Consider the following 23799-nt stretch of genomic DNA (forward strand, 5'->3'; position numbering starts at 1 on the left):
CCTCACTCCCCTGTCTGACGGTTCGGTCCTGGCTGTTCCAGAGCAACCTCATATACTTTTTCTGCAATATCCGTGAACAATACTCCATTTAGATGATCAATTTCATGCTGAAAAGCACGAGAAAGCAACCCTGTCGCTGTAACGGTAATAGCCTTGCCCTCGCGATCCAGTCCCTTGACTGTAACCTTCTCGGCACGACGTACATCCCCGTTCAACCCTGGAATACTTAGGCAGCCTTCAGGTCCCAGTTGCTCTCCTTCTTCGGCCACAATTTCTGGATTGATCATTTTTATCAAGCCATGCTCATCTCCAGCATCTACGACGATGAGCCGCTTCAAAATACCTACTTGCGGAGCAGCTAGACCTACTCCTTCCGCTTCATACATCGTATCTGCCATATCGTCCAGCAGCTTTTGCACATTAGGCGTAACTTTAGTAACTTCCTTCGCTACTTTGTGCAATACGACATCCGGCTCCAACACTATAATTCTAATTGACATGACAACAGAACACCTTCCTCTTTTTCCTTCATTTAGGCTTTACTGTATTCATCACAAAAGCGACTGCTACATTATCCTATGTACGGACGGCTTGTCCGCATCAATTGTGCGAATAACTTTAGTGTTAACACTCTACATTAGCATCTGCGGATCAACATCCAGACTAATCAGCAACTTTTGTGCCTGTGCAGATTCGGCCATTTCATCAGCCACTTGCTGAGCCAAACCAATCGCGTCGATATTTCCACGCCATTTTATCATACATTGAAATCGGTATCTATTCTTGATTCTCGAAATGGGTGAAGCTACTGGCCCCAAAATGTCCAATACATCCGATGTAAGCCGGTCCATATTCCCGAACCAGCCCCGTTGTCTGGCTCGTCCCTGTAGTGTCGCTGAATAATTTTCAGCCAATCGGACTAGCACTGGAAGCTGTTCATGAGAAAAGGTCACCAAAATAAGTCGGCAATATGGCGGGTAGTGCAAATTACGGCGGTGTTTCAACTCTTCTCTCACAAAAGATGAATAATCATGACGGCTTGCATGAACCACCGAATAATGCTCTGGAGTGTAGGATTGTACGAATACTTCCCCCGGCAATTGATGCCTTCCAGCACGCCCGGCTACTTGTGTTAACAGCTGAAAGGTCTTTTCCGCAGCCCGAAAATCCGGTAAATTAAGAGCAGAATCCGCAGTAATGACACCTACCAGCGTTACATCGGGAAAGTCCAGCCCTTTGGCTACCATTTGAGTACCCAGTAGTACGTCTGCTTTTTTATCACGAAATTGCTTAAGCAGCTTTTCATGAGCGTTTTTTTCAGTCGTTGTATCGACATCCATTCGGACAACACGTATACCAGGGAATAGCTTAGCCAACTCTTCTTCCACTCGCTGAGTACCTGTACCGAAGTAACGAATATGCTCACTACCGCATTCCGGGCAAGTCTGAGGTACAGGCTCGGAATAGCCGCAATAATGACAACGTAAATTGTTCGACCGCTGATGATAGGTAAGCGAAATATCACAATCCGGACATCCCGCCACATAGCCGCAGCTCCGGCACATGACGAACGTGGAGTGACCACGCCGGTTCAACAGTAATACCGTCTGCTCCTTACGCTCTAATCGCTCTGCGATTCCATTATGCAACGCGCGGCTGAACATGGAGCGGTTGCCGGCCCGTAGCTCCTCACGCATGTCCATGATATGGACTTCGGGTAACGTGTTCCCCAATGCGCGGGTCGGCATTTCAAGCAGTAGCGGCGCAAACTCGTCGTTGCTTTGGGAGCGAGCAGCATAATAGCTTTCTAGTGACGGTGTAGCTGAACCGAGTATAACGACAGCCCCGTGCTGGTGTGCTCTGCGAATGGCTACATCACGCGCATGGTATTTGGGTGTCTCTTCCTGCTTATAGGACGTTTCGTGCTCCTCATCCATAATAATGAGCCCTAGCTCACGAAAAGGGGCAAATACCGCTGAACGAGCGCCAATCGCTACTTTTACACGGCCTTCGCGTATTTTGCGCCACTCATCGTACCGTTCTCCCCCGGACAATCTACTGTGCATCACTGCGACCTGGTCGCCAAAACGTCCTTTGAAACGTTCGACCATTTGCGGAGTTAATGATATTTCGGGTACGAGCACAATCGCCTGGCGATTCTGCTCGATACAGCGCTGAATGGTCTGTAGATAGATTTCCGTCTTACCGCTTCCTGTGACTCCATGCAGCAAATAAGCTCCTTGCTCACGCATGTCCAGCTGACGAACAATCCGTTCATACACCGACTGCTGCTCTGCCGTAAGAGGGAGTGGGTCTGTAGGCTTGAAGTTTCTGCCCCGGTAGGGATCGCGGAACACTTCAACATCTTCCTGTAACACATAGCCCTTATCTTCCAGTGCCTTAACCGTCGCAGCTGATACACCTAACGAGGTCATAACTTCCTTCAGCGGCAGAGGCAGAAACTCGCTACGTTCCAGCAAAAAAGCAAGTACCTCCCGCTGACGCTGCGCCTTGGCAGAAAATTGCTCCAGTGCCATGGATGCTTCATCTATGCTGATAGCCAGATCAACAGCTTTCATCGTCTTTTTGCCAAGCTTGTCTTTAATAACCTGGCTTTCCTGAAGCACTCCGCGGCGTAACAGCGATTTAATAACCTCCGCCTCCTCGGGGAAACGTCTACTAAGTTGCTGCAACGGGACTTGCTCCTTATTCTGAATGAAGCTGACAATCTGACGCTCCGCCGGGTCGCTCATACCGTCGTCAGTCAGAAGGGCCCATTCGATCTCATCCCCCTGATTAGACAGCATAGATCGCTGTGGATTCGTAGACTCTTGCTGTTCGGCAATGGAGATATAACGTTCCGCCTTGCCCTTAAGCGCGGTAGGAATCATCACTTGCAGTGCCATAATTTGATTACAAGCATAACGCTCGCTCATCCATTTGCCCAGTTCAACCAAATCGGGAGATAAGGGCGGTACCAGATCCAGCAACTCCTGAATCGCCCTCATCCTATATTTCGGCGGCTCTTCAGCTGGAACCACCGAGATAACAAAAGCCTGCACCGTCCGTTTGCCAAATGGCACAGCTACCCGACTACCTGGCTCAATCCAAGGTCTCATGGAATCTGGGATCAGATAATCGAAGGTACGATCTGTATCCTTGGCAGGTACATCGACAATGACCTTGGCAACTAAATTGCCTGTCTCCATTAATGCAGCACCCCACCCATACGTCCCGCGGCTAGAGTAAGCAATTTACGCGCAACTTCTTCCTTTGACTGTACAGGAATATGCTCTACCATCCCGCTTCGGTCATATATTTGAACAGCATTTGTATCGACGCCAAAACCAGCACCATCCACAGTTACATCGTTTGCCGCAAGCAAATCACAATTTTTACGTTCTAATTTATCTATTGCATACGTCTCCAAATTTCCCGTTTCTGCTGCAAAGCCAATTAAAAATTGATGTTTCTTGCTGCGTCCGAGTGATTCCAAAATATCGACGTTCTTCACTAACTCCAATGTAAATACACTATCTTTTTTCTTGATCTTGGTCTGTGCCACCTCACGTGGTCGATAATCTGCCACAGCAGCAGCCATAACGACCATGTCACTCGTTTCCCATTGTTTTAGCACAGCCTGGTACATATCTTCAGCTGACTGGACTCTTTCAAGCGAAATACCTGAAGGCGGCTCCGCGCTGGTATTGGCAGCAATCAAATGCACCTCTGCCCCCATCTCCTGAGCCACTTTCGCAATAGCAAAGCCCATTTTACCGGATGAATCATTCGTAATATAACGGACTGGATCAATTCGCTCAATCGTGCCCCCAGCCGTGACAATGACTTTTTTTCCTGAAAGCGCTAATTCATTCTTATTTACAAGTGGCTCAGTTACTTGATTCTCTGTAGATTCTTCTCCAAACCACCGTGAATCAGATTTGATTGCGGCTTCAGGTTCCAGAGCCTGCTGATCAAAAAAGCGTTCAATCGTTTGCACAATAGTTTCTGGCTCTTCCAAACGTCCTTTGCCAACGTAACCGCAAGCCAGTAATCCTTCCCCAGGCTCAATCATCTTCACACCACGTGATACCAGTGTCTCCATATTTTGCATGACTGCCGGATGAGTGTACATATGTACGTTCATCGCAGGGGCCACCATAATAGGTGCTGTCGTAGCCAGCAACGTTGTTGATAACATATCATCAGCAAGACCATGTGCCATTTTTCCGATGATATTCGCCGTTGCAGGAGCAACTAGCACCAGATCAGCCGCATCCGCCAGATGAATATGAGATACGATGGACGGCTCTCTTTCATCAAATGTATCACTGTACACCGGATTGCGAGAGAGTGACTGCAGTGTAAGTTCGGTAATAAACTCCTTGGCAGAAGCCGTCATAATCACATGAACATCGGCTCCCTTTTGCGTCAACTTACTGCAGAGCGCAGCCCCTTTATAAGCAGCAATTCCACCGGTTATACCAAGAATAATAACTTTCCCCTTCAACATCGTTAACTCCCCCTGACCGAAAAAAATAACAACCTTGCGGTTGTCAAAGGAATTGGCATTGCGCCTGGTTATAATGATTGTCTATAATTCTTATTCTTCTTCGCCGCTTTCAAGCAAAAGATGATCTGCATAGATCTCTTCCAGAGCTACTCCAACCTGTTTGTGAGATTTAGGACTCTTCAAGCTCGTCTTCTCACCCTCACGCAACTGTCTAGCACGGCGTGATGCCGCTACAACCAGCGAATATTTACTATCTACCTTTTTCATCATTTCATCAATGGAAGGATACAGCACGAATAGACACCTCTTCATGTAGTTTTAAGCTGTATAAGCTGAACTCCAGTGTACACCTTCAAGCTCAGCTTATACAGTATTATTTCACTTTCGGTACGCTTGGCATATGTAAAGCCTCGCTTAAGGTCGAACCTTACAATGTTCGGCGATAATAATGGATTCTATTCGTTTACAAGCGAGATCAATCTCATCATTGACAACCGCATAATCATAATGACGCAACAGGTTCATCTCGTCCACAGCTACCGACATACGGTGATCAATGGTTGCTTGAGTTTCTGTGCCACGTCCCCGAATTCTATCCTTCAACTCATCCAGCGAAGGTGGAAGCAAGAATATAAATATGCCTTCTGGAAATTTTTCTTTAACCTTTAGCGCGCCCTGAACTTCAATTTCCAGAAAGATATCTTTACCCTGCGCAAGCGTCTGGTCTACAAAATCACGTGGAGTGCCATAGTAGTTACCTACATATTCTGCGTACTCCAGCAATTCATCCCGTTCGATCATCCCTAAAAATTCTTCACGCGTTTTGAAAAAATAGGTCACTCCATCTTGCTCGCCCGAACGAGGTGTTCGAGTTGTAGCAGAAACAGAATACGTTATCTCAGGTAGCTTTTCGCGCAATGCATTGCCTACCGTTCCTTTACCGACCCCCGAAGGTCCGGATATTACAAATAATAATCCCTTAGCCATAGTACACTCCATTTTTATTCGTCATTGTCATCATCTTTAGTGGATAGGCGATGAGCGACCGTCTCCGGCTGCACCGCAGACAGGATTACATGATCACTGTCTGTAATAATAACAGCCCGTGTCCGGCGGCCATAGGTAGCATCAATTAGCATATGACGGTCCCTGGCTTCCTGTATAATCCGCTTGATCGGAGCAGACTCCGGACTGACGATGGAGATTATTCGGTTGGCCGACACGATATTGCCAAAGCCAATATTGATCAATTTGATTGCCATATTCAGGTCTTTCCCCCTATACATGTGACTATTGCAGCCGTGCCGCTACCAGGTAGCTACTCAATATTTGCAGCCTGCTCACGAATTTTTTCGAGCTCTGCTTTCATCTCAACGACCAAGTTAACTAATGTGAGATGATTAGCCTTAGAGCCGATCGTGTTGACTTCCCTGTTCATTTCCTGGATTAAAAAATCTAATTTGCGACCGGCCGGCTCGTCCGACAGCAGCAACCTTTTGCACTGTCCAAAATGACTTTGAAGCCGGGTAAGCTCCTCATCAATATTGCTGCGATCCGCGAATAACGCAATCTCCATTCCGAACTTATGTTCATCAAGCGTAAATGAACCGTCCTGAAGCTCTTTAAGCCTGTGCTTCAGCCTGTTACGGTAGTCGCTCACAACATGAGGAGCCAACACCGCCATTTCATGATGAAAGGATTCCAAACGTAAAATGCGGGATTCCACATCCTGTACCAAATGCCCGCCTTCTCGCCTTCTCATCTCCAGCAAACCTTGCAAAGCTTCGTTCAAAGCTCGCTGTAGCTGCTCTTCCCAGTCATCTTCGTCTCCATTGCAAGCCTCTCCAGGCTCACCCAGAACATCAGGCAAAGCAAGGATATCACTTATACCTAACGTTCCTTTCACGCCATAACGATCCGCCAGCTGCTCCGCTGCACGCAGGTAAGCCTGCACCACAGTGTCATTCAACCGTGCGGCGGGTATCTGTTCTTCATCACGTTCCCTGTGGATGAAAACATCGATACGACCGCGTTTAATCTGCTGTTGAACCGTTCTTCTCAAGCCATCTTCATAACGAGTCCATTCACGTGGAATTCTCATCATCACTTCGCAATAGCGGTGATTGACCGATTTCAATTCCAAGCGCACTTTATACCCCTCATGATAAAGGATGGCTTGACCGTATCCGGTCATACTCAATGACATCGGCATCACATCCATTATACTATTGTAATTGATTATTATAGTCGAAACAAGGGGGCCTGTGCTCGGCCTGATTTTTCCCATACATATGAAGTCAGCTCAGCTGTCATTTCATAGAACATAAAAGGAGTCATGAAATAGATCCCATTAAAATGTTCCATGGCCGTATCAAGCAGCTCCTTGGCAATAGACACGCCCATTGCTCGTCCTTCCGGGCCCTCTAGTCCCGACATACGTGCACGCACCTTATCGGATAACTGAATGCCTGGCACTTCATTGTGCAAGTATTCTGCATTGCGGCCACTAGCCAGCGGCATAATACCGATAAAAATCGGTATTTCCAAATGCCGTGTCTCTTCTGCAATGGCTATAATCAGCTCAGGATCGTAAACAGGCTGGGTCATAATATAATCGGCCCCGGAGGCAATTTTCTTTTCCAACCGCTGTACGGCTTTACCCAAATGCTTAACATTCGGATTAAAAGCAGCTCCCACCACAAAATTAGCTTTCTGCTTGAGTGGTTTACCGGAAAATGCGACACCATCATTTAACTGCTTGATCATGCGTATGATTTCAAAAGATGTCATATCATACACCGAACTGGCGCCTGGTAAATCACCAAACCGCGCCGGATCACCAGTAACCGCCAGTACATGGTCAATACCCAGTGCGTCAAAACCCATCATGTGGGATTGAGTACCAATCAGATTACGGTCACGACATGCGATATGAATTAATGGACGCAAGCCTGTTTCAATACTAACCAGATGCCCAAGCGCCATGTTGCTCATACGAGTGACTGCGAGCGAATTGTCAGCAAGTGTAAGTGCATCGGCTCCGGCTTTCTTCAAGGCATGCGCACCTTGCATAAACCGGGTAATGTCCAGATCTCGCGGAGGATCCAGTTCTACAATGACCGTATGCCGTTCCTTAACCAGATCCACAATGTTGGGTTCGCTGGCATGTCTGCCATTGCCTCGTCCCCCTTCATTTGCTGTCTGCTCCACCACATGAATGGACTCTGTCGACAAAGCTTCTTTTGGAGCCAACGGGGGCGGTTGCAAATTTTTTAAAGCTTTGGAAATAGCAGCAATATGGTCTGGCGTAGTTCCGCAACAACCACCAATCAGCCTGGTCCCGAGATCTACAAAGGACGCGGCACATTCTCCGAAATATTCAGGTGATGCACCGTATACATAGTGACCGTCCACATAATCTGCCAGCCCCGCATTTGGATATACAGACAGCGGTACAGACAAAGGACCATCCAGCTGCTCCATTACACTCATAATTCCCTGCGGACCGGAGTGACAGTTAAACCCGAGGATGTCAGCTCCTTCACTACGCAGTGTTGAAAAAGCTTCTGACACTAGAAAACCATCTTGGGTACGACCAACCTGATCGACCGCAAATTGACAAATTACCGGAATGTCACTGTATTTACGTACACTGTGAAGCGCAATGCGCATTTCGTCCAGTGAATAAAACGTTTCGCATAAAATGCCGTCAACCCCTTCGGAAAGAAGGGCATCGATCTGCTGCTCGTAGTTTCTTGACAGCTCCAGCTTGGATATGTTAAGACGTTTGCCTCCGCATATGGAACCGACCGCACCTACTACATAATGTTCAGGTCCGGCAGCAGCCTTGGCAATTCGCACACCAGCACGATTAATCTCTTCCACCTTAGATTCCAGTCCAAAGCGGGCTAACTTATAATCATTTGCAGAGAATGTATTCGTCTCCAGCAATCGTGCTCCTGCATTTAAATACTGACCATGTACGTCTGATATAACATCAGGCGAAGTAATGTTCAGTTCTTCGTAAGACGTATTTACTGGAAATCCTAGCTGGTACAAAAAAGTCCCCATAGCGCCGTCTCCGACAATAATTTCACGATTCAGCACAGTACGCAAATCCGGTTTCATGTCCTCTGCTCCACCCCGCTCTTTATTTTCATACTAATGTAACATAAAGAGACTACAAACATAAGCCAAAAACAAAAAAAGCCGCCTCACGTCCCGACAAAATGATACCAGGAGTAAGGCAGCTTGATTGATCATTTTCTATTTACCACTACATTTTCATAGCATTTTCCCATCAGAAGAATGGAGAGAAAACTCGTAAAAAGTCCCTTTTTTATTTACTTTAGCCACAATAGAATCCGTCCCCTTTTGGGAGAACATATATTGATTTCCTTGAACATTCACTTTATAGCCGGACACATTGATATTGAACAATAGTTGAACCTTAGGCTTGACCAGCTTCAATGCTTCGGCGGCGGTATATTTTGGACTTGCAAAAGATTTTTTGAAATCTGCGTCATCATTCCAGTCCATCCCAGTGGTGGATACAGCCAGCACTTTTCCGGTTACCGCTCCAATTTTGACCTCATTCGCCTCACTTGCATCCTCGAACGACCAATAAGAAAGCCCATTCTTCTCATCCTTGTAGCGTGAGGCATGCTGCACTGTGATTCGCTGTCCACTCACTCGCTTAAATGTGTTCATTGCACGGTTCAATAATACTGGGTCCACCTGTCTCATCGCATAGTCCGCATTGACAGTAATAGCATTACCTTGATCCACATCAACATACAATGAAGAAGCTTTTTCTCCTGCCCCCCAGAATACCCAGTAATTCGAAGGCTTGTTGGACTGATAGGGGGATTTGACCCGCCAGAATGCTTCAAATTGTAAGGGACGCTTGCTATCAAACGCTTTGGCGCTGTTTAATACTTTTGCCTTGAGTGGCGCGTTCATCGCCTTTCCCAAACTACTTATTTTATATCGTATAGTTGTAGAATCTACTCTGTTTTTCTCTTTATTATATTCTGTCTGCAACGTAGCTGTTCCGTCTTCCAATTCACCCTCGACAATCCAGGTTTTCCCCATATCCGTTACATCGTCAAATTGAAATGCAGCTTTTGAACCGATAAGTTCTTGTACTGCTTTTTCTAAACGGCTTACGACTGTCGGAGTTAGCGAGCCCACCTGCTTGTCCGTCGTTCCCGTGGCAGCAGGAATAGTCGCCGCTTGAACCGGAAGCGCGGTGGCTACAAGTATGAGGACTGCAACTGCTGAAATCCAACGAAATTTCCGCACTATGAACGGCCTCCTTATCGTTTTCTCATTTTCTATATTATACATTGTTCAGACGTCAAAAAAAGACAGAATATCGCTTGGTTCACCATTTCCCCAGTAAACAGCGGCATAAAAGGACAAAAAAAGAAGACCTACTCAGGTCTTCTTCCCCTTCACTTCTATATATTCTTAGGTATTTTACGGGCTATTCTTATCATTCACATCAATTCAGAATAGACGACCTTCGAATACAATCTCAGCCGGACCTGTCATATAAATGTGGTTATCATCCTCGCTCCATTCAATATCCAGATCGCCGCCCTTTAGGCTTACCATGGCGCGGCGATCGCTGTATCCATTTAGTACAGAAGCAACAAGCGTAGCACAGGCTCCGGTTCCACAGGCTAGCGTAGGTCCAGCTCCCCTCTCCCATACCCTCATATCTATATGCTTCCGACTTCGTACCGTGGCGAACTCAACATTTGTTTTTTTAGGGAACAATGGATGACACTCCAGCTTTGGCCCCCAGGCCTCCAGATCAAAGCTAGGCGCATCCTCAACATAAATGACACAGTGCGGATTTCCCATAGAAACAGCCGTAAAGCGAAAACCACTTCCTCCAGCTTCAATGGGCTCATCTATTACGTTAGTCAAATCGAGTGTAGTTGGAATTTTCAATCCTTCCAGAATCGGCTCTCCCATATCTACCTTTACCATTCGTACAGTTCCGTTTTCCACAGTCAGTTCAACCTGTTGCACACCTGCACCCAGCGTCTCAATCGTGATCTGTTCACGGTTGATATGCTTACGGTCATACACATATTTGGCAGCACAACGAATAGCGTTACCGCATTGCTCGGCCTCCGAGCCGTCTGAGTTAATGATGCGCATGCGAAAATCTGCTTTTTCAGACGGCAATATATATACCAATCCATCGGCGCCAATACCAAAATGTCGATCACATAGCCGAACAGCTAATTCCGAGGCGTCAGACGGCAATTCCTGATGCCCGTACCAAACGATAAAATCATTACCCAGACCATTCATTTTAGTGAATTCCATAGCTTCCCCCCGCCGTTGCTGCTGATGTCATGCTCCTCTTGAAGCTTTGATCCCATAATATCATACAGGGCAAAAGCGTGAAAGCGATGCGATATGCAAGACCCGAATTCTAGGCTGAGAACTTTGTACGTCCCGCTGAAAATCGTGTATTTCCGCCGTGACGACGGTTACGTCGACCGCCCCATACACTTCCCGCTCCCATTAGGAACGTAGGAATTCCAGCTGCGACAATAGATAGTGCCCATTCACGTAAACCAAGGGGTACCGTTTTGAAAATAGGTTGCAGCACAGGCACATACATTACAACCAGCATCAGTACAATGGAGGACAGTACGGCAAGCACGAGATAACTATTTTGAAACGGATTACGATGGAAAACGGAGCGGGAGCTACGGCAATCAAATACATGAATTAACTGCGCCAGCACTAACGTAGCAAATGCAACCGACTGCGCTTTGATCAATTGCCCTGCATCATTCGGAGCAATCCGTAATGTCAACCAAAAGGCCGCAAGTGTACATAGGCCAATCAACAGACCGCGACTAATAATTTTCCAGCCCAGTCGACGTGCAAAAATATTTTCCTTTGCGCCACGAGGCTTATGCTCCATAAGATCCTTTTCCGGCTGATCCACACCCAGAGCCATCGCTGGCAAACCGTCAGTTACCAGGTTCACCCACAAAATCTGAATGGGTAACAAAGGTAGCGGCAGCCCAGCCATCATGGCAAAGAACATCGTCAAAATTTCGCCAACATTGGAGGCGAGTAGATAACGAATGAATTTACGGATGTTCTCGTAAATATTTCGTCCTTCCTCAATTGCCGCTACAATAGTTGAGAAATTATCGTCACTCAGTACAAGTGCAGCTGCTTCTTTGGTCACATCTGTTCCTGTAATGCCCATGGCAATACCGATATCCGATGCCTTGATCGCAGGTGCGTCATTGACGCCATCTCCGGTCATAGCTACGACATGTCCGCGTCTTTGCAGCGACTTGACAATTCTCAGCTTGTGTTCCGGCGACACCCGCGCATACACAGAGACGGTATCAACAACGTTATCCAACGCCGCATCATCCATGAGAGACAGTTGCTGTCCTGTCAATACATTTGAGCCGCGTTGGAGAATGCCCAGCTGCTGTGCAATGGCCTCCGCAGTTGTACCATGATCGCCCGTAATCATCACCGTGCGAATGCCGGCACGACGGCACTTGCCAATGGCCTCGCGAACCTCGCGGCGTGGCGGATCAATCATGCCGGTCAGGCCGATAAAAATCAGCTGTGTTTCAGCCTCCTCAACCGTAGAGACACGCTCATGCGAGCGGATATCACGGTAAGCGACGCCAAGTACACGCAGCGCCTCCGATGCCATACCTTCATTGGCTGCCAATACCTTTTGGCGCAGCGTACCCGTTAACGGAACGACATTCCCTTCCCATAAAATGTAAGAGCACTGGCCCAGTAGCACGTCTGGCGCTCCTTTGGCAAATACAATATGTCCTCCCTGGTGGCGTACGAGTACCGACATCCGCTTCCGATCTGAGTCAAAAGGAAATTCTCGCTCCCGTGTGTACAGTTCGTATAGCCCTTGTCGCGTGACTCCGCCTTTGGCAGCTAACGTGACCAGCGCTCCTTCTGTCGGATCACCTTTCAGCTCCCAAACAGCGGAAGGCGTCGGCTCTTTGGTTTTCTTTTTTGAACGCAGCTCATCTATGTCAGCTTGAACAATCTCCGCATTATTACAAAGTACACTAGCTTGCAGCAATCTACGCAAGGATTGTCCGTTTTTTAGGTCGGCCGGAAGATCCCTGTCCATAATATGACCGTGTGGATCATAACCTTCCCCGGTAACTCCCCAGAAACGACCATCCAGCCACAGCTTGGTGACTGTCATTTTATTTTGGGTCAGTGTGCCCGTTTTGTCAGAGCAAATGACAGACGCACAGCCGAGCGTCTCAACGGAAGGCAGTTTGCGCACAATGGCCTTGCGTTTGATCATACGCTGTACACCCAAAGCGAGTGCAATGGTTACAATCGCGGGCAATCCTTCTGGTATAGCTGCCACAGCCAAGCTCACGCCGGCCAAAAACATGTTCATGGCTGGCTGACCATGCAAAATGCCCGCTACGACCACGAGCACAGTTAGCGCCAACGCCACGATAATCAATATTTTGCCCAATTGTTCCAGTCTGTGCTGCAATGGTGTCTCCTGCGACTCGGTATTTTCGATTAAGTCTGCGATCTTGCCCATTTCAGTACTCATGCCTGTACGAATAACCACGCCTTGTGCCGTGCCTCGGGTCATCATGGTGCCCATAAAACCGATGTTCTTTTGGTCCCCAAGAGGTACTTCGGCGGCATGAATAGGACGGGAATGCTTACTCACCGGAACCGATTCACCTGTCAGGGCAGACTCCTCGACATCACAGCCGTTTGTACTCAACCACCTTACATCTGCAGGGATACGATCACCGCTTTCCAGCAGCACGATATCGCCCGGCACCAGTTCTCTGGCCTGAACATGTATTCGTTTGCCGCCTCGCAGCACCTTGGCGGTTGGAGCCGAAAGCTGTCTTAAAGCTCGCAATGAACGTTCAGCTCTGAATTCCTGCACAAAGCCGAGAATTCCATTTAGCACAACGATAGCAATAATGGTAATCGCATCCAGATACTCGCCGAGTAGGCCAGAGATCAGGGTCGCTCCCATCAATACAAGCATCATAAAATCCTTGAACTGGTTGAGCAGCAGCAAAATTGCCGAAACACGCTTGCCCTCGCTCAGCTCATTCCAACCCGTCCTTTCTCTTCGTTCCGCAATCTGTTCCTCCGAAAGACCCTGCTTCGGGTCGACTTCCAGACTAGTTGAAAGCTGTTCATTGCTTAATTGGTGCCAGTGTGCTTGTTCCATTCTCCCCAATTCCCTCCCGGTCAGATAGTCCGTTTCCGTCGGTTGTGCGTAGGATGGCTGCCCGTTAATATATTTTTGTGCCACGATTGCTGATATGCTGGACAGACTTTCTTGATTCAATCTATTCGGACAGGACTCGAAATATCACAAAGCCGCTTAAGTTTTGTCCCAAAGTTATGTATCATAGAAGGAAGGCGAAAATACATTTGCTTCAAAGGAGAACATACATTATGGCATTGGACGGAATCGTAACCCGCGCTATCGTACACGAACTGCAAGCCATCCGGGGCGGGCGCATTAATAAAATACATCAGCCAAACGAACGCGATATCGTGCTGAACCTGCGGGCACAAGGCGGGAGTGTAAAGCTGTTGCTGTCGGCTAATCCGACATTTCCGCGCGTACATTTTACAGAGCAAAGCTTTCTCAATCCGACAGAAGCTCCCATGTTTTGTATGCTTCTTCGCAAACATTGCGAAGGAGGCATTATTGAGAACATCACGCAGGTGGGCATGGAGCGCATTATTCATATGGATATACGTCAGCGTGATGAGCTGGGGGATATTTCATTGAAGCGCATTATTATTGAAGTGATGGGTAGACATAGCAATATTATTTTGCTTGACCCGGAAACAGGTATGATGCTGGATGGCATTCATCATGTCACACCCTCTATCAGCAGCTATCGGGTCGTTATGCCAGGCTTTCAATATACGGAACCTCCTGAACAAAATAAGCTGAATCCACTAGAAGTCGAAGATGCAGCCTTCATCTCCTCGTATCAAGCAGCCCTTGAGGCCGAAGAAGCTCCCAAACGCTGGCTCGTGAACACTTTTACCGGACTTAGTCCCCTTATTGCTGAAGAGATACTAATCCGAGCATCTAACGAAGAAGCATCTGGTGACAAGGATCGTCGACTGTGGAGGACATTCAGTGACATTATGGATGACGTGCGGAATCATCGTTTTCAGCCAGTATCTGGACTGAACGCACAAGATAAAGTAATATTTTCAGCCATTCCACTGACGCTGATCGAAGGAGAACGTAAGGAATACGCTACCATCAGCGAGTGTATGGAGGACTTTTTCGGTGAAAAAGCAGAAAGGGACACGGTTAAGCAAAAGGTTAGCGACCTACTGCGGTTTCTACAAAACGAGCGGAGCAAAAACGTAAAAAAACTCGATCATCTCCATCAAGATTTGGCCGAAGCGGAAGATGCCGATCAATTTCGGATTTACGGAGAGCTGCTGTTCGCTTCACTGCATGAGGTAAAAAAGGGAGACAAGGAAGTAACACTCACTAACTTTTATGACGAGGAACAGGGTGCGATCACCATTCCATTGGACCCGCTACTCAACCCTTCAGATAATGCACAACGTTATTTTAAAAAGTACAACAAATATAAAAACAGCCTGGCTGTCATTGACGAACAACTAGCAAAAACACACGAAGAAATTCGTTATATGGACAATCTTCTTCAGCAGCTAGCCCATGCCTCTATTAACGACATTGAGGAAATACGTGAAGAGCTGGTTCAGCAGGGCTATCTCAGAGATCGGGTTAAAAAAGGAAAGAAAAAGAAGAAAAATGACCGCCCGACCTTGCACGTATATACATCATCCGAAGGCATCGAACTGCTGGTCGGCAAAAATAACTTGCAGAATGAATATGTGACCAATCGACTGGCTGGACCCAATGACACGTGGCTGCATACAAAGGATATTCCAGGGTCACACGTCGTTATTCGTGCCGAGAAATTCGGAGACGCAACGTTGGAGGAAGCTGCTCAACTGGCTGCCTATTTCAGCCAAGCCAAGCAGTCTAGCAGCGTACCCGTAGATGCCACCTTGATTCGGCATGTACGCAAACCAAGCGGTGCGAAGCCCGGCTTTGTCATCTACGATCATCAGCGTACGCTCTTTATCACACCTAATGAGGAACTGGTCAAAAAGCTGCCGAACCGCATCAAAAACGGCTAGGTTCCACCAGCATTTGGAATCTACAAAAAAAGCCCTTTGCCCGTTGCACGTACACTTCTGGTGTTCCATGCGGTAGGCAAGGGGCTTTTTCTCATTTACTTTTGTCCAACAGCAGCCTTTCTCAATTCCTCGACAACCTGACCATCCACACTACGGCTACCCAGATCACCGTGGAAAATCACACCTTGGCGCGCACCGTGAAAATCCGAGCCGCCTGTTGCGATAAGCCCATAATGCACCGCCATAGCAGTATATCGGCTCTCAGCCTCAGCATCATGGTCTGAATGGCTCACCTCCAACCCTACAGGCTTCGCTGCCTCTATAATGGAGCGTACCAGTTCATCATTTCCATACAAGCCAGGGTGGGCCATTACAGGCACACCTCCTGCTTCACGAATCCAGCTTATAGCCTCCGCAGGCTCTACACGGGGTACAGATACGTATCCGGGCGCGCCTTCTGCCAAGTAACGGTCAAACGCATCACGCATGTCCTTCGCGTAACCTTTTTGAACCAGGGTATCTGCCATATGCGGACGTCCAATGCTTTCATCTGGCGCTAGTGGTCTGCCCATTGTAGCCACCACCTCATCTAGCGTGATTTCTACGCCCAAGCTACGCAATCGACTCAAAATCAAATCATTACGGGTATCCCGCGCCTGTCTCAGCTTTTCCAACCGTTCCAAAAATATTTTATTACGGTAATCCATAAAATAACCTAATATATGAATATCTTTGCCACCAGCACGTGTACTGATTTCCACACCCGGCACCACGGTCATTCCAATGCGTCTTCCCTCCTCCAAGGCTTCCTCCAAACCGGCCACCGTATCATGATCTGTAATAGCCACACCGGCCAACCCTTTTTCCTTCGCCCAGCGCACATTATCAGCAGGTGATTGCATACCGTCAGATGCTTGGGTGTGTGTATGTAGATCATATCGTTGTGAATTAATCTGTTCCTTCATTACGCAATTGCTCCTCCTCTTTCATCACTACAAGTTTGTCCTGCGAGTCCTCGAATACGTCCAATCCCTGATCATGACGACGCAAGTAAGATAAAAAAGTTACTACCGGGATTGGCAACAAAGCTGATTTCAGATGAATCGCATAAAACTCTCGTTTGAAGGTAATATCTGAAATATTTACAATTTTCAACAACCCGAGCGCAACCTCGTGTTTGACTGAAGAAGGTGACAGCATGGTAATCCCCAGTCCTGCCTCTACCGCTGATTTGACCGCTCCAGTGCTGCCCATCTCCATTACAATATCAAGTCGAGAGGCATCCGCACCACGATTTTTGAGCCCATCTTCTATGACTTGTCGTGTACCAGAACCTTTTTCTCTAGCTACAAAAGGATGCTTGAATACATCTTCTAAAACTACTTTTTTGGCCTTGGCTAACACATGCCCCGAAGGAACAATCAGCTTCAGTTCGTCCTGCATCACAGATTCCACCACAATATCCGGGTGTTGTACCGGGGCCTCAATCAGCCCTAAATTCAACTGATGCTTTAGTATATCATCCATAATTTGAGTCGTATTCATTACATTCATTGCCATGCGTATGTGAGGGTACTCCTGACCAAACGGGCCCAACATTCTTGGCACAATATATTCACCAATCGTTAGGCTGGCGCCAATATGCAATCTTCCCTCCAGCATGTGAGTAAAAGCAGACATTGCCTCGTCAGCTTCCCTGATCAGTTGCATACTTCTTTTTGCAAAAGGAAGTAATGTCGCTCCTGCCTCCGAAAGCTCAATTTTTTTAGTCGATCGGTGCAGTAGCTTCGTGCCAAAGTAATCTTCCAAAGATTGAATTTGCATCGTCACCGCAGGTTGCGTCATATGCAGCGCTTGCGCCGCCGCCGAGAAGCTTCCGCGCTCCGCTACGGTATAAAAAATGTGCAGCTGATGAAAGTTCATATTGACAGCCCTCTCCCCTCTGATCTCCTTATTTTAGCATAAGAAAAACGTCTGCGAACAATTTCCGAGTAAACTTACCGAAATGAGGAGTATATGCTTGCAAAATAAAAAAGCATGCAGCTGATAACTGCATACTTTTACTCAAACTCGACGGTGTCAATGAGCGCGGTTTCTAATGGAACCGTTCGCCAAATCACCGTCTATTTTTGCTTACGAGTGCTTTTCATCAGTGTCATGCGCCGCGAATGGCGCAACCATGAATAGTAAGATTTTAAGTCCCTCAATTCGATAGTCTCTGACATCCGACCCAAAAAGGTAATGATAATCATCTTATGAAGCGGATTTCCCGCAATGTCCATCTCACCTGGCAACTCACCAAATTCGGCGACAACGACCAGATCACCATCAATTAAATATACATCCTCTTCATTATGATAGTAGGACTCCATCCTGTTTTGCTTCAGGCACTCCCAAAGCCAGGCGGCGATATGATTCGTCTCGGACTGTTTCTGCTCTACCCGATCTAAATAACGTGTTTTCGCATGATTTGTAATCACGATATCGGCGACTTTCTTATCGCCCATCTCCACGTAGAACGGTTCGTATGTACTCCATCGCTGCATTGCCTTGTCACGCACGGGATCACTCTCCCCACCAGATAGGTCTTTATATCTACCAATATATTCATATGTTACCTCAACAGACCCGGGACTACAAGTTACAAAATTGAAGTTTATGGGTGTTTTTTAAAGATTTTTTAGGTCTAACAGCATTAAGATTAGTATGCAAAAGTCCTGGCTTCACAAAAAAAGCCAGCCCGTAGGCTGACCTTTTTTAAGAATTCTGAATGTATAGACAATCAAAGCTTATATTTCATATTCTTTCATCTTTTCCTTATCGTCGTTGTACTCCGTCCTAATCTCATTTCGGAAAGAGCGCTCAACCTTACGTACATAGGAAAGTCTGCGAATATTTTTAACGGTGTCCTCTGCCCGATCCGCATTCATATAAATAACTACATAATGCATACGCTTTGAAATATAGTGGACATTTCCGTATTTCTCCAGATTGCGGGCAGCCTTGATATCGCTTACCCAAATGATGTACCCTGTCCGCTCGGCAAACATTCGCTTCATCTCCCCTCCGTATCATTCCTATGGCCTATCCGCAGGAGCATTTTCCTCCGCTGCCGCATCCGCCCTTTTTCACATTCGGATCGTTGCTCGGCACCTTAATGGTCTCGGACACGGAATATGCAATCGTTTCAGACATGGCATGAAGCATATCATCCAGCGCCTTTTCGGCCCGTTTGAACTCCTTAACAGCCTCAAATTGTTCTAGCTCCAGTTCAACGACCTGCACTGCGTCCTTCGCTTCATGATAGTTGGGATGAAAATGCCCAAAACGCTCCGTTTCAGCGAAAAGCTCCTTTTTGGCATCCAGCTTGCGTACACACGCCTGAATAGACGGATTCAATTCCACACGCTGCTTCCAATATAAATAATCCGATACCTCAAAGGACCGGTTGACCATATCGCCCAATTCATAGGCGTTAATAAGCACTTCTGCCATATTGACCGTGTTCAATTCGGCTACGCTCATGAATGTCATCTCACTTTATATAAAGTTCTACCCAATAAAAGTAGACTCATTTATCATACCACATCCTTCTTTTGAGAAGAAGGAGTTTCATGCACTTCCTGACACGACTATGTAAAAGGAACCAACAACCTCATCTCGGACCAATCCCTTGGCTGCAAGGTTGCATGAGAAGATGTTTTCTCATCCATTCCTGAGGCGTACCAGCCTGTGACACTCCAAGGATCGCCCGAAACCACCGATTCCGGTATCCATTTAACCTCTTTCCCACTAATGCGCAATCCCACCGCCGCCTGCCAACGGATCGCTTGCTCCATCAACTGCCTGGAAGTGGACGTATGGTAACTCCTCCATTCTTTTGTCCATGAAGAGGGTACTGTAGATCTTTCTGGAAAATAGTCAGACGGATCAGGCAGGGTGTGCTCTTGTTCATAAAAATGCAACGTACGCCCTGTGTAAACCAGACCAGCTCTTCCCTCATGTGAAAATAGGGGACGGCCTGCTTCTAGGTTCTCTGTCTCCGTCAAAAGTGGATAATGATGAGCTGGCTCATCCGCACCTTTTGGCTCAAGACGCGGACTTAATCCAATTGCAGCGAGCGCTTTTCTTATTTTGTCAGCAGAGCGCACCGGGATAATAAAATCTTTGTCGCCGAGTCGCTCCAGTAATCCTTCTAATGCAGGATGACGCGCAACCATGTCCGCATCCTCCTGAGTACCGCATCGCAGAAGTGTTACCGTCGCAAAAGCCGTTCGTCCGACATCGCCTGCCCACTGCTCTACTGCCAGCCGTACATGTTCTGGCACCCCTGTCCGACTGTACTTGTCCAAAAGAGCAGGAATCGTCTTAGCCTCCATGCCCAGCTCGATTGCCTCTGTAATACTCTCTCTGGTAATCCGATATACTACCATCCGGTCTCCTGTCACACGTTCACAGCAGCATTCCAATCGCCAGCGCACATCATATGCGACATCTGGCGGCACTAATATTTCAAAATCAGGCTGCACATAAAAGGCACCTTGCTCTTGATGTATATCCTCGTCATGATAGGGACGAAGCAGATCTGTCACAGAGACATTCCAGCGAAAACACAATTCACCTGATGTGGTCTGACCCCAATCCCCCATTCCAAAAGCCGTCAGGGCCTTCAACCAACCCTTTATATCTTCCATAAAAGGTCCATTAAAATTACAATCAGATACCGTTTCCTCCGCAGGCCCTTCGAGATTTGCGATTGTAGGAACAATGTCTATAAGGGTACCGTTCGTAGAATCATTTCCCTTTAAACGATTCTGCGGCATTAAACCTACCTGAAGCATCCATTGCAGCAGACATTGAATAGATACCCATCCATCCGTACCTACATACTGCGAGACGGCACACAGCATATAGCGAAAATGCTGTATGGGCGCTTCAGCCTTGCCGTACCTTTCCATGAGGGTGGCAAAAATATGCTTGCGCATTTGCCCAGCAGACAAGCGAATCCATGTCGCCAGTTCCGCTTCCTGAATGCGGAAAGACACAGTTTCTTTCACTAGCAGGCCCAAACTAAGTAGTAAATCGATCATGACCACCGTTTGTACTGGATACAGCTCGGCATGTGCATAATGCAACCCAAGTCCTTCCAGGTCCTCTGGACGAAAGGGGGTCAGTTCATTTAATTTTTGCAATGACCGCTTATGTATGGTTCCTTTGGCCGTCAAAGGAACCCCCTGTATTGCAATACGTGACAACACATGCAGCAACTCCGACTCCAGTCCTGTCATTGCTTCATGTACTGTTATCGGATGATCCGTATGTATCCCGTTCATTGGAGTTTGCTTTAACAGCATATCGTACAGAGCGGGTAGTCGATCAATCGGAATATATAAAATCCGCTCACCCCACGATTTGGTGACTGCCTCCAGCCACCCCCGGGTGCGAAGCCCATGCAGTGCCAGTTTTGTTTCGACTCCGCTTAAAGCACCTTGGGTAAGCTGCACAGGCTCCTCTTCCCTCATAGGTTGTGCAGCATGCCGGATAAAGCATCGTTTAAGCACCAGCAGTTCATCCGCTGAAATCTCATTCCAGCTGCCTTGCGTATCCGTTACGCCCATCCTTGATTAGGCCTCCTTTTTCTTTCCGCCATCTTCTGTCTCATCCTCCTGGCTTCTGCTAGCCATTGTCCTATCAAACCTGCGAACCGCATATTCATAGCCCTGCTCAATCAGAAACAGCTGACGACGTGCTGCAAAATCCGTCTCCCTACTGTTCTCTGTCACTAATGCATAAAAATAAGCTTTATTCTCGCCTGGCTTTGGTCGTAAAATGCGGCCAAGTCGCTGCGCTTCTTCCTGACGTGAGCCAAAGCTACCCGATACTTCTATGGCCACCGCTGCATCCGGCAAATCCACCGCAAAGTTCGCCACTTTGGATACCAATAGGGTTTGAATACTGCCCTTGCGAAACGCTTCGAACCAACGCACCCGCTCACTCTGAGTCATGGATCCCGTAATCAGTGGAACGTCCAGCTCCTGAGCCAATTTACGTAACTGGTCTAAATATTGACCAATAATAAGCGTGGGTATCCCCTTGTGTTTCTCCATTAGACTGCGTACTGCCTCCAGCTTAGCCGGATTTTCGGCTGCAATTCGGTATTGCTGTCTGCCTTCAGCGCGCATACTTCGCTCCAAAAGGTCAGCGGTCATGGGCAAACGCAGCTCTACACAATCGACCTGAGCAATCCAGCCCTGTCGTTCCAGTTCCTTCCACGGCATATCGTACCGTTTGGGTCCAATTAAAGAGAACACATCCCGCTCACACCCGTCCTCTCGAACTAACGTAGCTGTTAATCCCAAACGACGGGTAGCCTGAATATCAGCCGTCGCTCGAAATACTGGCGCAGGCAGCAAATGTACCTCATCATATATAATGAGTCCCCACTTCCGCTCACTCAGTAGCTTCATATGTTCAAACTCTCCGTCTTTGGTGCGACGATGCGTCAAAATCTGATAGGTTGCCACCGTTATCGGTCGGACCTCCTTTTTCTGACCACTGTATTCCCCGATAGAATCGACAGGAATATTCGTCTTTTGCTTCAATTCTTCGATCCATTGCCGCACGGAGATAGTATTAGAAGTTAAAATGAGCACCTCACACTGAAGGCGATTCATCACTGCCATACCGATCACTGTTTTTCCGGCTCCACATGGGAGCACTAGTACACCACTCCCCCCTAAGCCGTCTGCACCTTCAAATGCATCAGCGGCTTTCACCTGGTAATCACGAAGCTGCAACTCCGTTTGTCCCTTTCCCAAGGTAAAACGAAGCAGATTACCCTCAAGATAACCTGCCGTATCCACAACAGGATATCCCAAGCGAGTTAATTCCTGCTTGAGCAAGCCACGATTTTCGGGCGGTACGGATGCATTTGTCTCATTGGTGCGAAGCAAACCAAGCTGTTTTAGCTCTTTCTTGTTTAATAGCTCATCCAGTAAAGCTGGGGTCTCTGCCGTCAAGATCAAGTGATCCCCTATTGTGTATGTGTTGGTTTTACTCGCCTTTGTATCTCTGTCTGACTCTTGCTCATCACGATTCGCGTCAATCGTATCAGTGCCATAAATTTGTTCTTCTTTTGCACTTGCCCGTGACAGCGTCAACGTCCCGTAACGAGATACAAGCTGTTCAATATCTCTCAACAAATCACGCGGAATATCCCAACGGGACATAGCGTGCAAACTTTTTTGAATGTCCTCAGCACTCCACCCGAGAGCGGCCGCATTCCAGAGCGACAATGGAGTGATGTGATATGTATGAAAAGCGGACGGACTTTTTACCAGTTCCGCATAAACCTGCAACTGTGAACGGGCCCATTCCGAATCGGGCAAACCCATTTCCAGTAGAACGGTAAAATCACGTTGTACAATACAAGGATGATCTGGGTTCATGACTACCTCCTGACACTCAAAAGTTCTATAATAAATAGCTTATCCGTTTATTCGCATATCAACCGGAATAGCAAGGAGTCCAACCCACACTCGGGTTGAACTCCTGATCAGAAGCTCGGGATAATGACCGTCCCAAACTGGTACCTGCTATATTATCCTTCTAGTGAACCTGCTCGGAAATTTGGCTAAGCGCCTCTCCAGCGTTGTCTGCAAAAATATTACGAACCGCTAAATCCCCAATCGAAACAATCCCGATCAGACGGTCTCCTTCCGTCACGGGCAAACGACGGATTTGCTGTTCTGCCATCAGTTCAGCTGCTTGGTCCACTGACATGTCAGCACTGGCTGTACGAATACCTGTTGTCATTACCGTATCCACCGAACCAGAACCAGAATTTTTAGCTGCGTAGCCGCGAATCACAAGGTCACGGTCTGTTACCACACCGATCAACTTATCACTGCCTTCGCTTTCCACAACTGGGATAAAACCAGTATCATTGTCTTTCATTTTGACCGCTATTTCGTAAATATTGTCCTGCGGGGTAACCGTTACACATTTTTTAGTCATAACTTCCTGAACCTTTTTCATGGGTACTCCCTCCTTTT

Annotated in this window: 20 protein-coding genes; 1 reads left to right on the top strand and 19 read right to left on the bottom strand. The window is 47.4% G+C overall.

Annotated features, from left to right (window positions below; genetic code table 11):
* Positions 1-2: 2 nt before the first annotated feature.
* From def to ACH59B_RS15605, 11 genes are all read right to left on the bottom strand, one after another.
* The gene (gene def / locus ACH59B_RS15555) at positions 3-500 is read right to left on the bottom strand and encodes a peptide deformylase (protein WP_404302014.1); all 498 of its coding nucleotides are present in this window, start codon (positions 498-500) and stop codon (positions 3-5) included.
* 132 nt (positions 501-632) lie between these two features.
* The gene (priA, locus tag ACH59B_RS15560; RefSeq protein ID WP_404302016.1) at positions 633-3209 is read right to left on the bottom strand and encodes a primosomal protein N'; all 2577 of its coding nucleotides are present in this window, start codon (positions 3207-3209) and stop codon (positions 633-635) included.
* Positions 3209-4513, bottom strand: a complete 1305-nt coding sequence (coaBC, locus tag ACH59B_RS15565; RefSeq protein WP_404302018.1) for a bifunctional phosphopantothenoylcysteine decarboxylase/phosphopantothenate--cysteine ligase CoaBC — start codon at positions 4511-4513, stop codon at positions 3209-3211. Before coaBC ends, priA begins: the two co-directional genes overlap by 1 nt.
* A gap of 90 nt (positions 4514-4603) precedes the next feature.
* Entirely contained in the window at positions 4604-4807 is a 204-nt protein-coding gene (gene rpoZ / locus ACH59B_RS15570) for a DNA-directed RNA polymerase subunit omega (RefSeq protein WP_013371850.1), read from the bottom strand.
* 120 nt (positions 4808-4927) lie between these two features.
* On the bottom strand, positions 4928-5500 hold the full coding sequence (gene gmk / locus ACH59B_RS15575; protein WP_019687949.1) for a guanylate kinase: 573 nt from the start codon (positions 5498-5500) through the stop codon (positions 4928-4930).
* A 14-nt stretch (positions 5501-5514) separates the two neighbouring features.
* A complete protein-coding gene (gene remA, locus ACH59B_RS15580) occupies positions 5515-5775 on the bottom strand; it encodes an extracellular matrix/biofilm regulator RemA (protein ID WP_005548256.1) in 261 nt (86 codons plus the stop codon).
* A gap of 56 nt (positions 5776-5831) precedes the next feature.
* Positions 5832-6719 (bottom strand): YicC/YloC family endoribonuclease, encoded by an 888-nt coding sequence (locus ACH59B_RS15585; protein WP_404302023.1) that lies wholly within the window; start codon positions 6717-6719, stop codon positions 5832-5834.
* Positions 6720-6754: 35 nt separating this feature from the next.
* Complete coding sequence (locus tag ACH59B_RS15590) at positions 6755-8641, bottom strand: bifunctional homocysteine S-methyltransferase/methylenetetrahydrofolate reductase (RefSeq protein ID WP_044785266.1); 1887 nt, start codon at positions 8639-8641, stop codon at positions 6755-6757.
* 156 nt (positions 8642-8797) lie between these two features.
* Complete coding sequence (locus ACH59B_RS15595) at positions 8798-9817, bottom strand: hypothetical protein (RefSeq protein ID WP_404302026.1); 1020 nt, start codon at positions 9815-9817, stop codon at positions 8798-8800.
* Between the two features lie 207 nt (positions 9818-10024).
* Positions 10025-10858 (bottom strand): diaminopimelate epimerase, encoded by an 834-nt coding sequence (dapF, locus tag ACH59B_RS15600; RefSeq protein WP_016822359.1) that lies wholly within the window; start codon positions 10856-10858, stop codon positions 10025-10027.
* Positions 10859-10967: 109 nt separating this feature from the next.
* On the bottom strand, positions 10968-13766 hold the full coding sequence (locus ACH59B_RS15605; protein WP_404303976.1) for a calcium-translocating P-type ATPase, SERCA-type: 2799 nt from the start codon (positions 13764-13766) through the stop codon (positions 10968-10970).
* A 230-nt stretch (positions 13767-13996) separates the two neighbouring features.
* On the opposite strand from ACH59B_RS15605, the gene ACH59B_RS15610 reads away from it, so the two are divergent.
* Entirely contained in the window at positions 13997-15745 is a 1749-nt protein-coding gene (locus tag ACH59B_RS15610) for an NFACT family protein (protein ID WP_404302028.1), read from the top strand.
* Between the two features lie 95 nt (positions 15746-15840).
* Here the strand turns inward: ACH59B_RS15610 and ACH59B_RS15615 are convergent, their stop codons facing one another.
* The 8 genes from ACH59B_RS15615 to ACH59B_RS15650 form a co-directional block, all read right to left on the bottom strand.
* Positions 15841-16710, bottom strand: a complete 870-nt coding sequence (locus ACH59B_RS15615; RefSeq protein WP_404302030.1) for a PHP domain-containing protein — start codon at positions 16708-16710, stop codon at positions 15841-15843.
* Positions 16694-17668, bottom strand: a complete 975-nt coding sequence (locus tag ACH59B_RS15620; protein ID WP_016822363.1) for a selenium metabolism-associated LysR family transcriptional regulator — start codon at positions 17666-17668, stop codon at positions 16694-16696. Before ACH59B_RS15620 ends, ACH59B_RS15615 begins: the two co-directional genes overlap by 17 nt.
* Positions 17669-17868: 200 nt before the next feature.
* Positions 17869-18306 (bottom strand): hypothetical protein, encoded by a 438-nt coding sequence (locus ACH59B_RS15625; protein WP_013371860.1) that lies wholly within the window; start codon positions 18304-18306, stop codon positions 17869-17871.
* A gap of 228 nt (positions 18307-18534) precedes the next feature.
* Positions 18535-18795, bottom strand: coding sequence for a YlbG family protein (locus ACH59B_RS15630; RefSeq protein WP_017427798.1), 261 nt, complete (start codon positions 18793-18795; stop codon positions 18535-18537).
* A 34-nt stretch (positions 18796-18829) separates the two neighbouring features.
* Positions 18830-19270, bottom strand: a complete 441-nt coding sequence (locus ACH59B_RS15635; protein WP_016822365.1) for a YlbF family regulator — start codon at positions 19268-19270, stop codon at positions 18830-18832.
* A 107-nt stretch (positions 19271-19377) separates the two neighbouring features.
* On the bottom strand, positions 19378-21363 hold the full coding sequence (locus ACH59B_RS15640; protein ID WP_102999159.1) for a helicase-associated domain-containing protein: 1986 nt from the start codon (positions 21361-21363) through the stop codon (positions 19378-19380).
* 6 nt (positions 21364-21369) lie between these two features.
* Complete coding sequence (locus ACH59B_RS15645) at positions 21370-23193, bottom strand: DNA repair helicase XPB (RefSeq protein ID WP_404302034.1); 1824 nt, start codon at positions 23191-23193, stop codon at positions 21370-21372.
* A 160-nt stretch (positions 23194-23353) separates the two neighbouring features.
* Positions 23354-23782, bottom strand: coding sequence for a CBS domain-containing protein (locus ACH59B_RS15650; RefSeq protein WP_013371865.1), 429 nt, complete (start codon positions 23780-23782; stop codon positions 23354-23356).
* Positions 23783-23799 lie beyond the last annotated feature (17 nt).

The sequence above is a fragment of the Paenibacillus sp. DP01 genome (assembly GCF_044784315.1).
GTDB classification, from domain to species: Bacteria; Bacillota; Bacilli; order Paenibacillales; family Paenibacillaceae; genus Paenibacillus; species Paenibacillus polymyxa.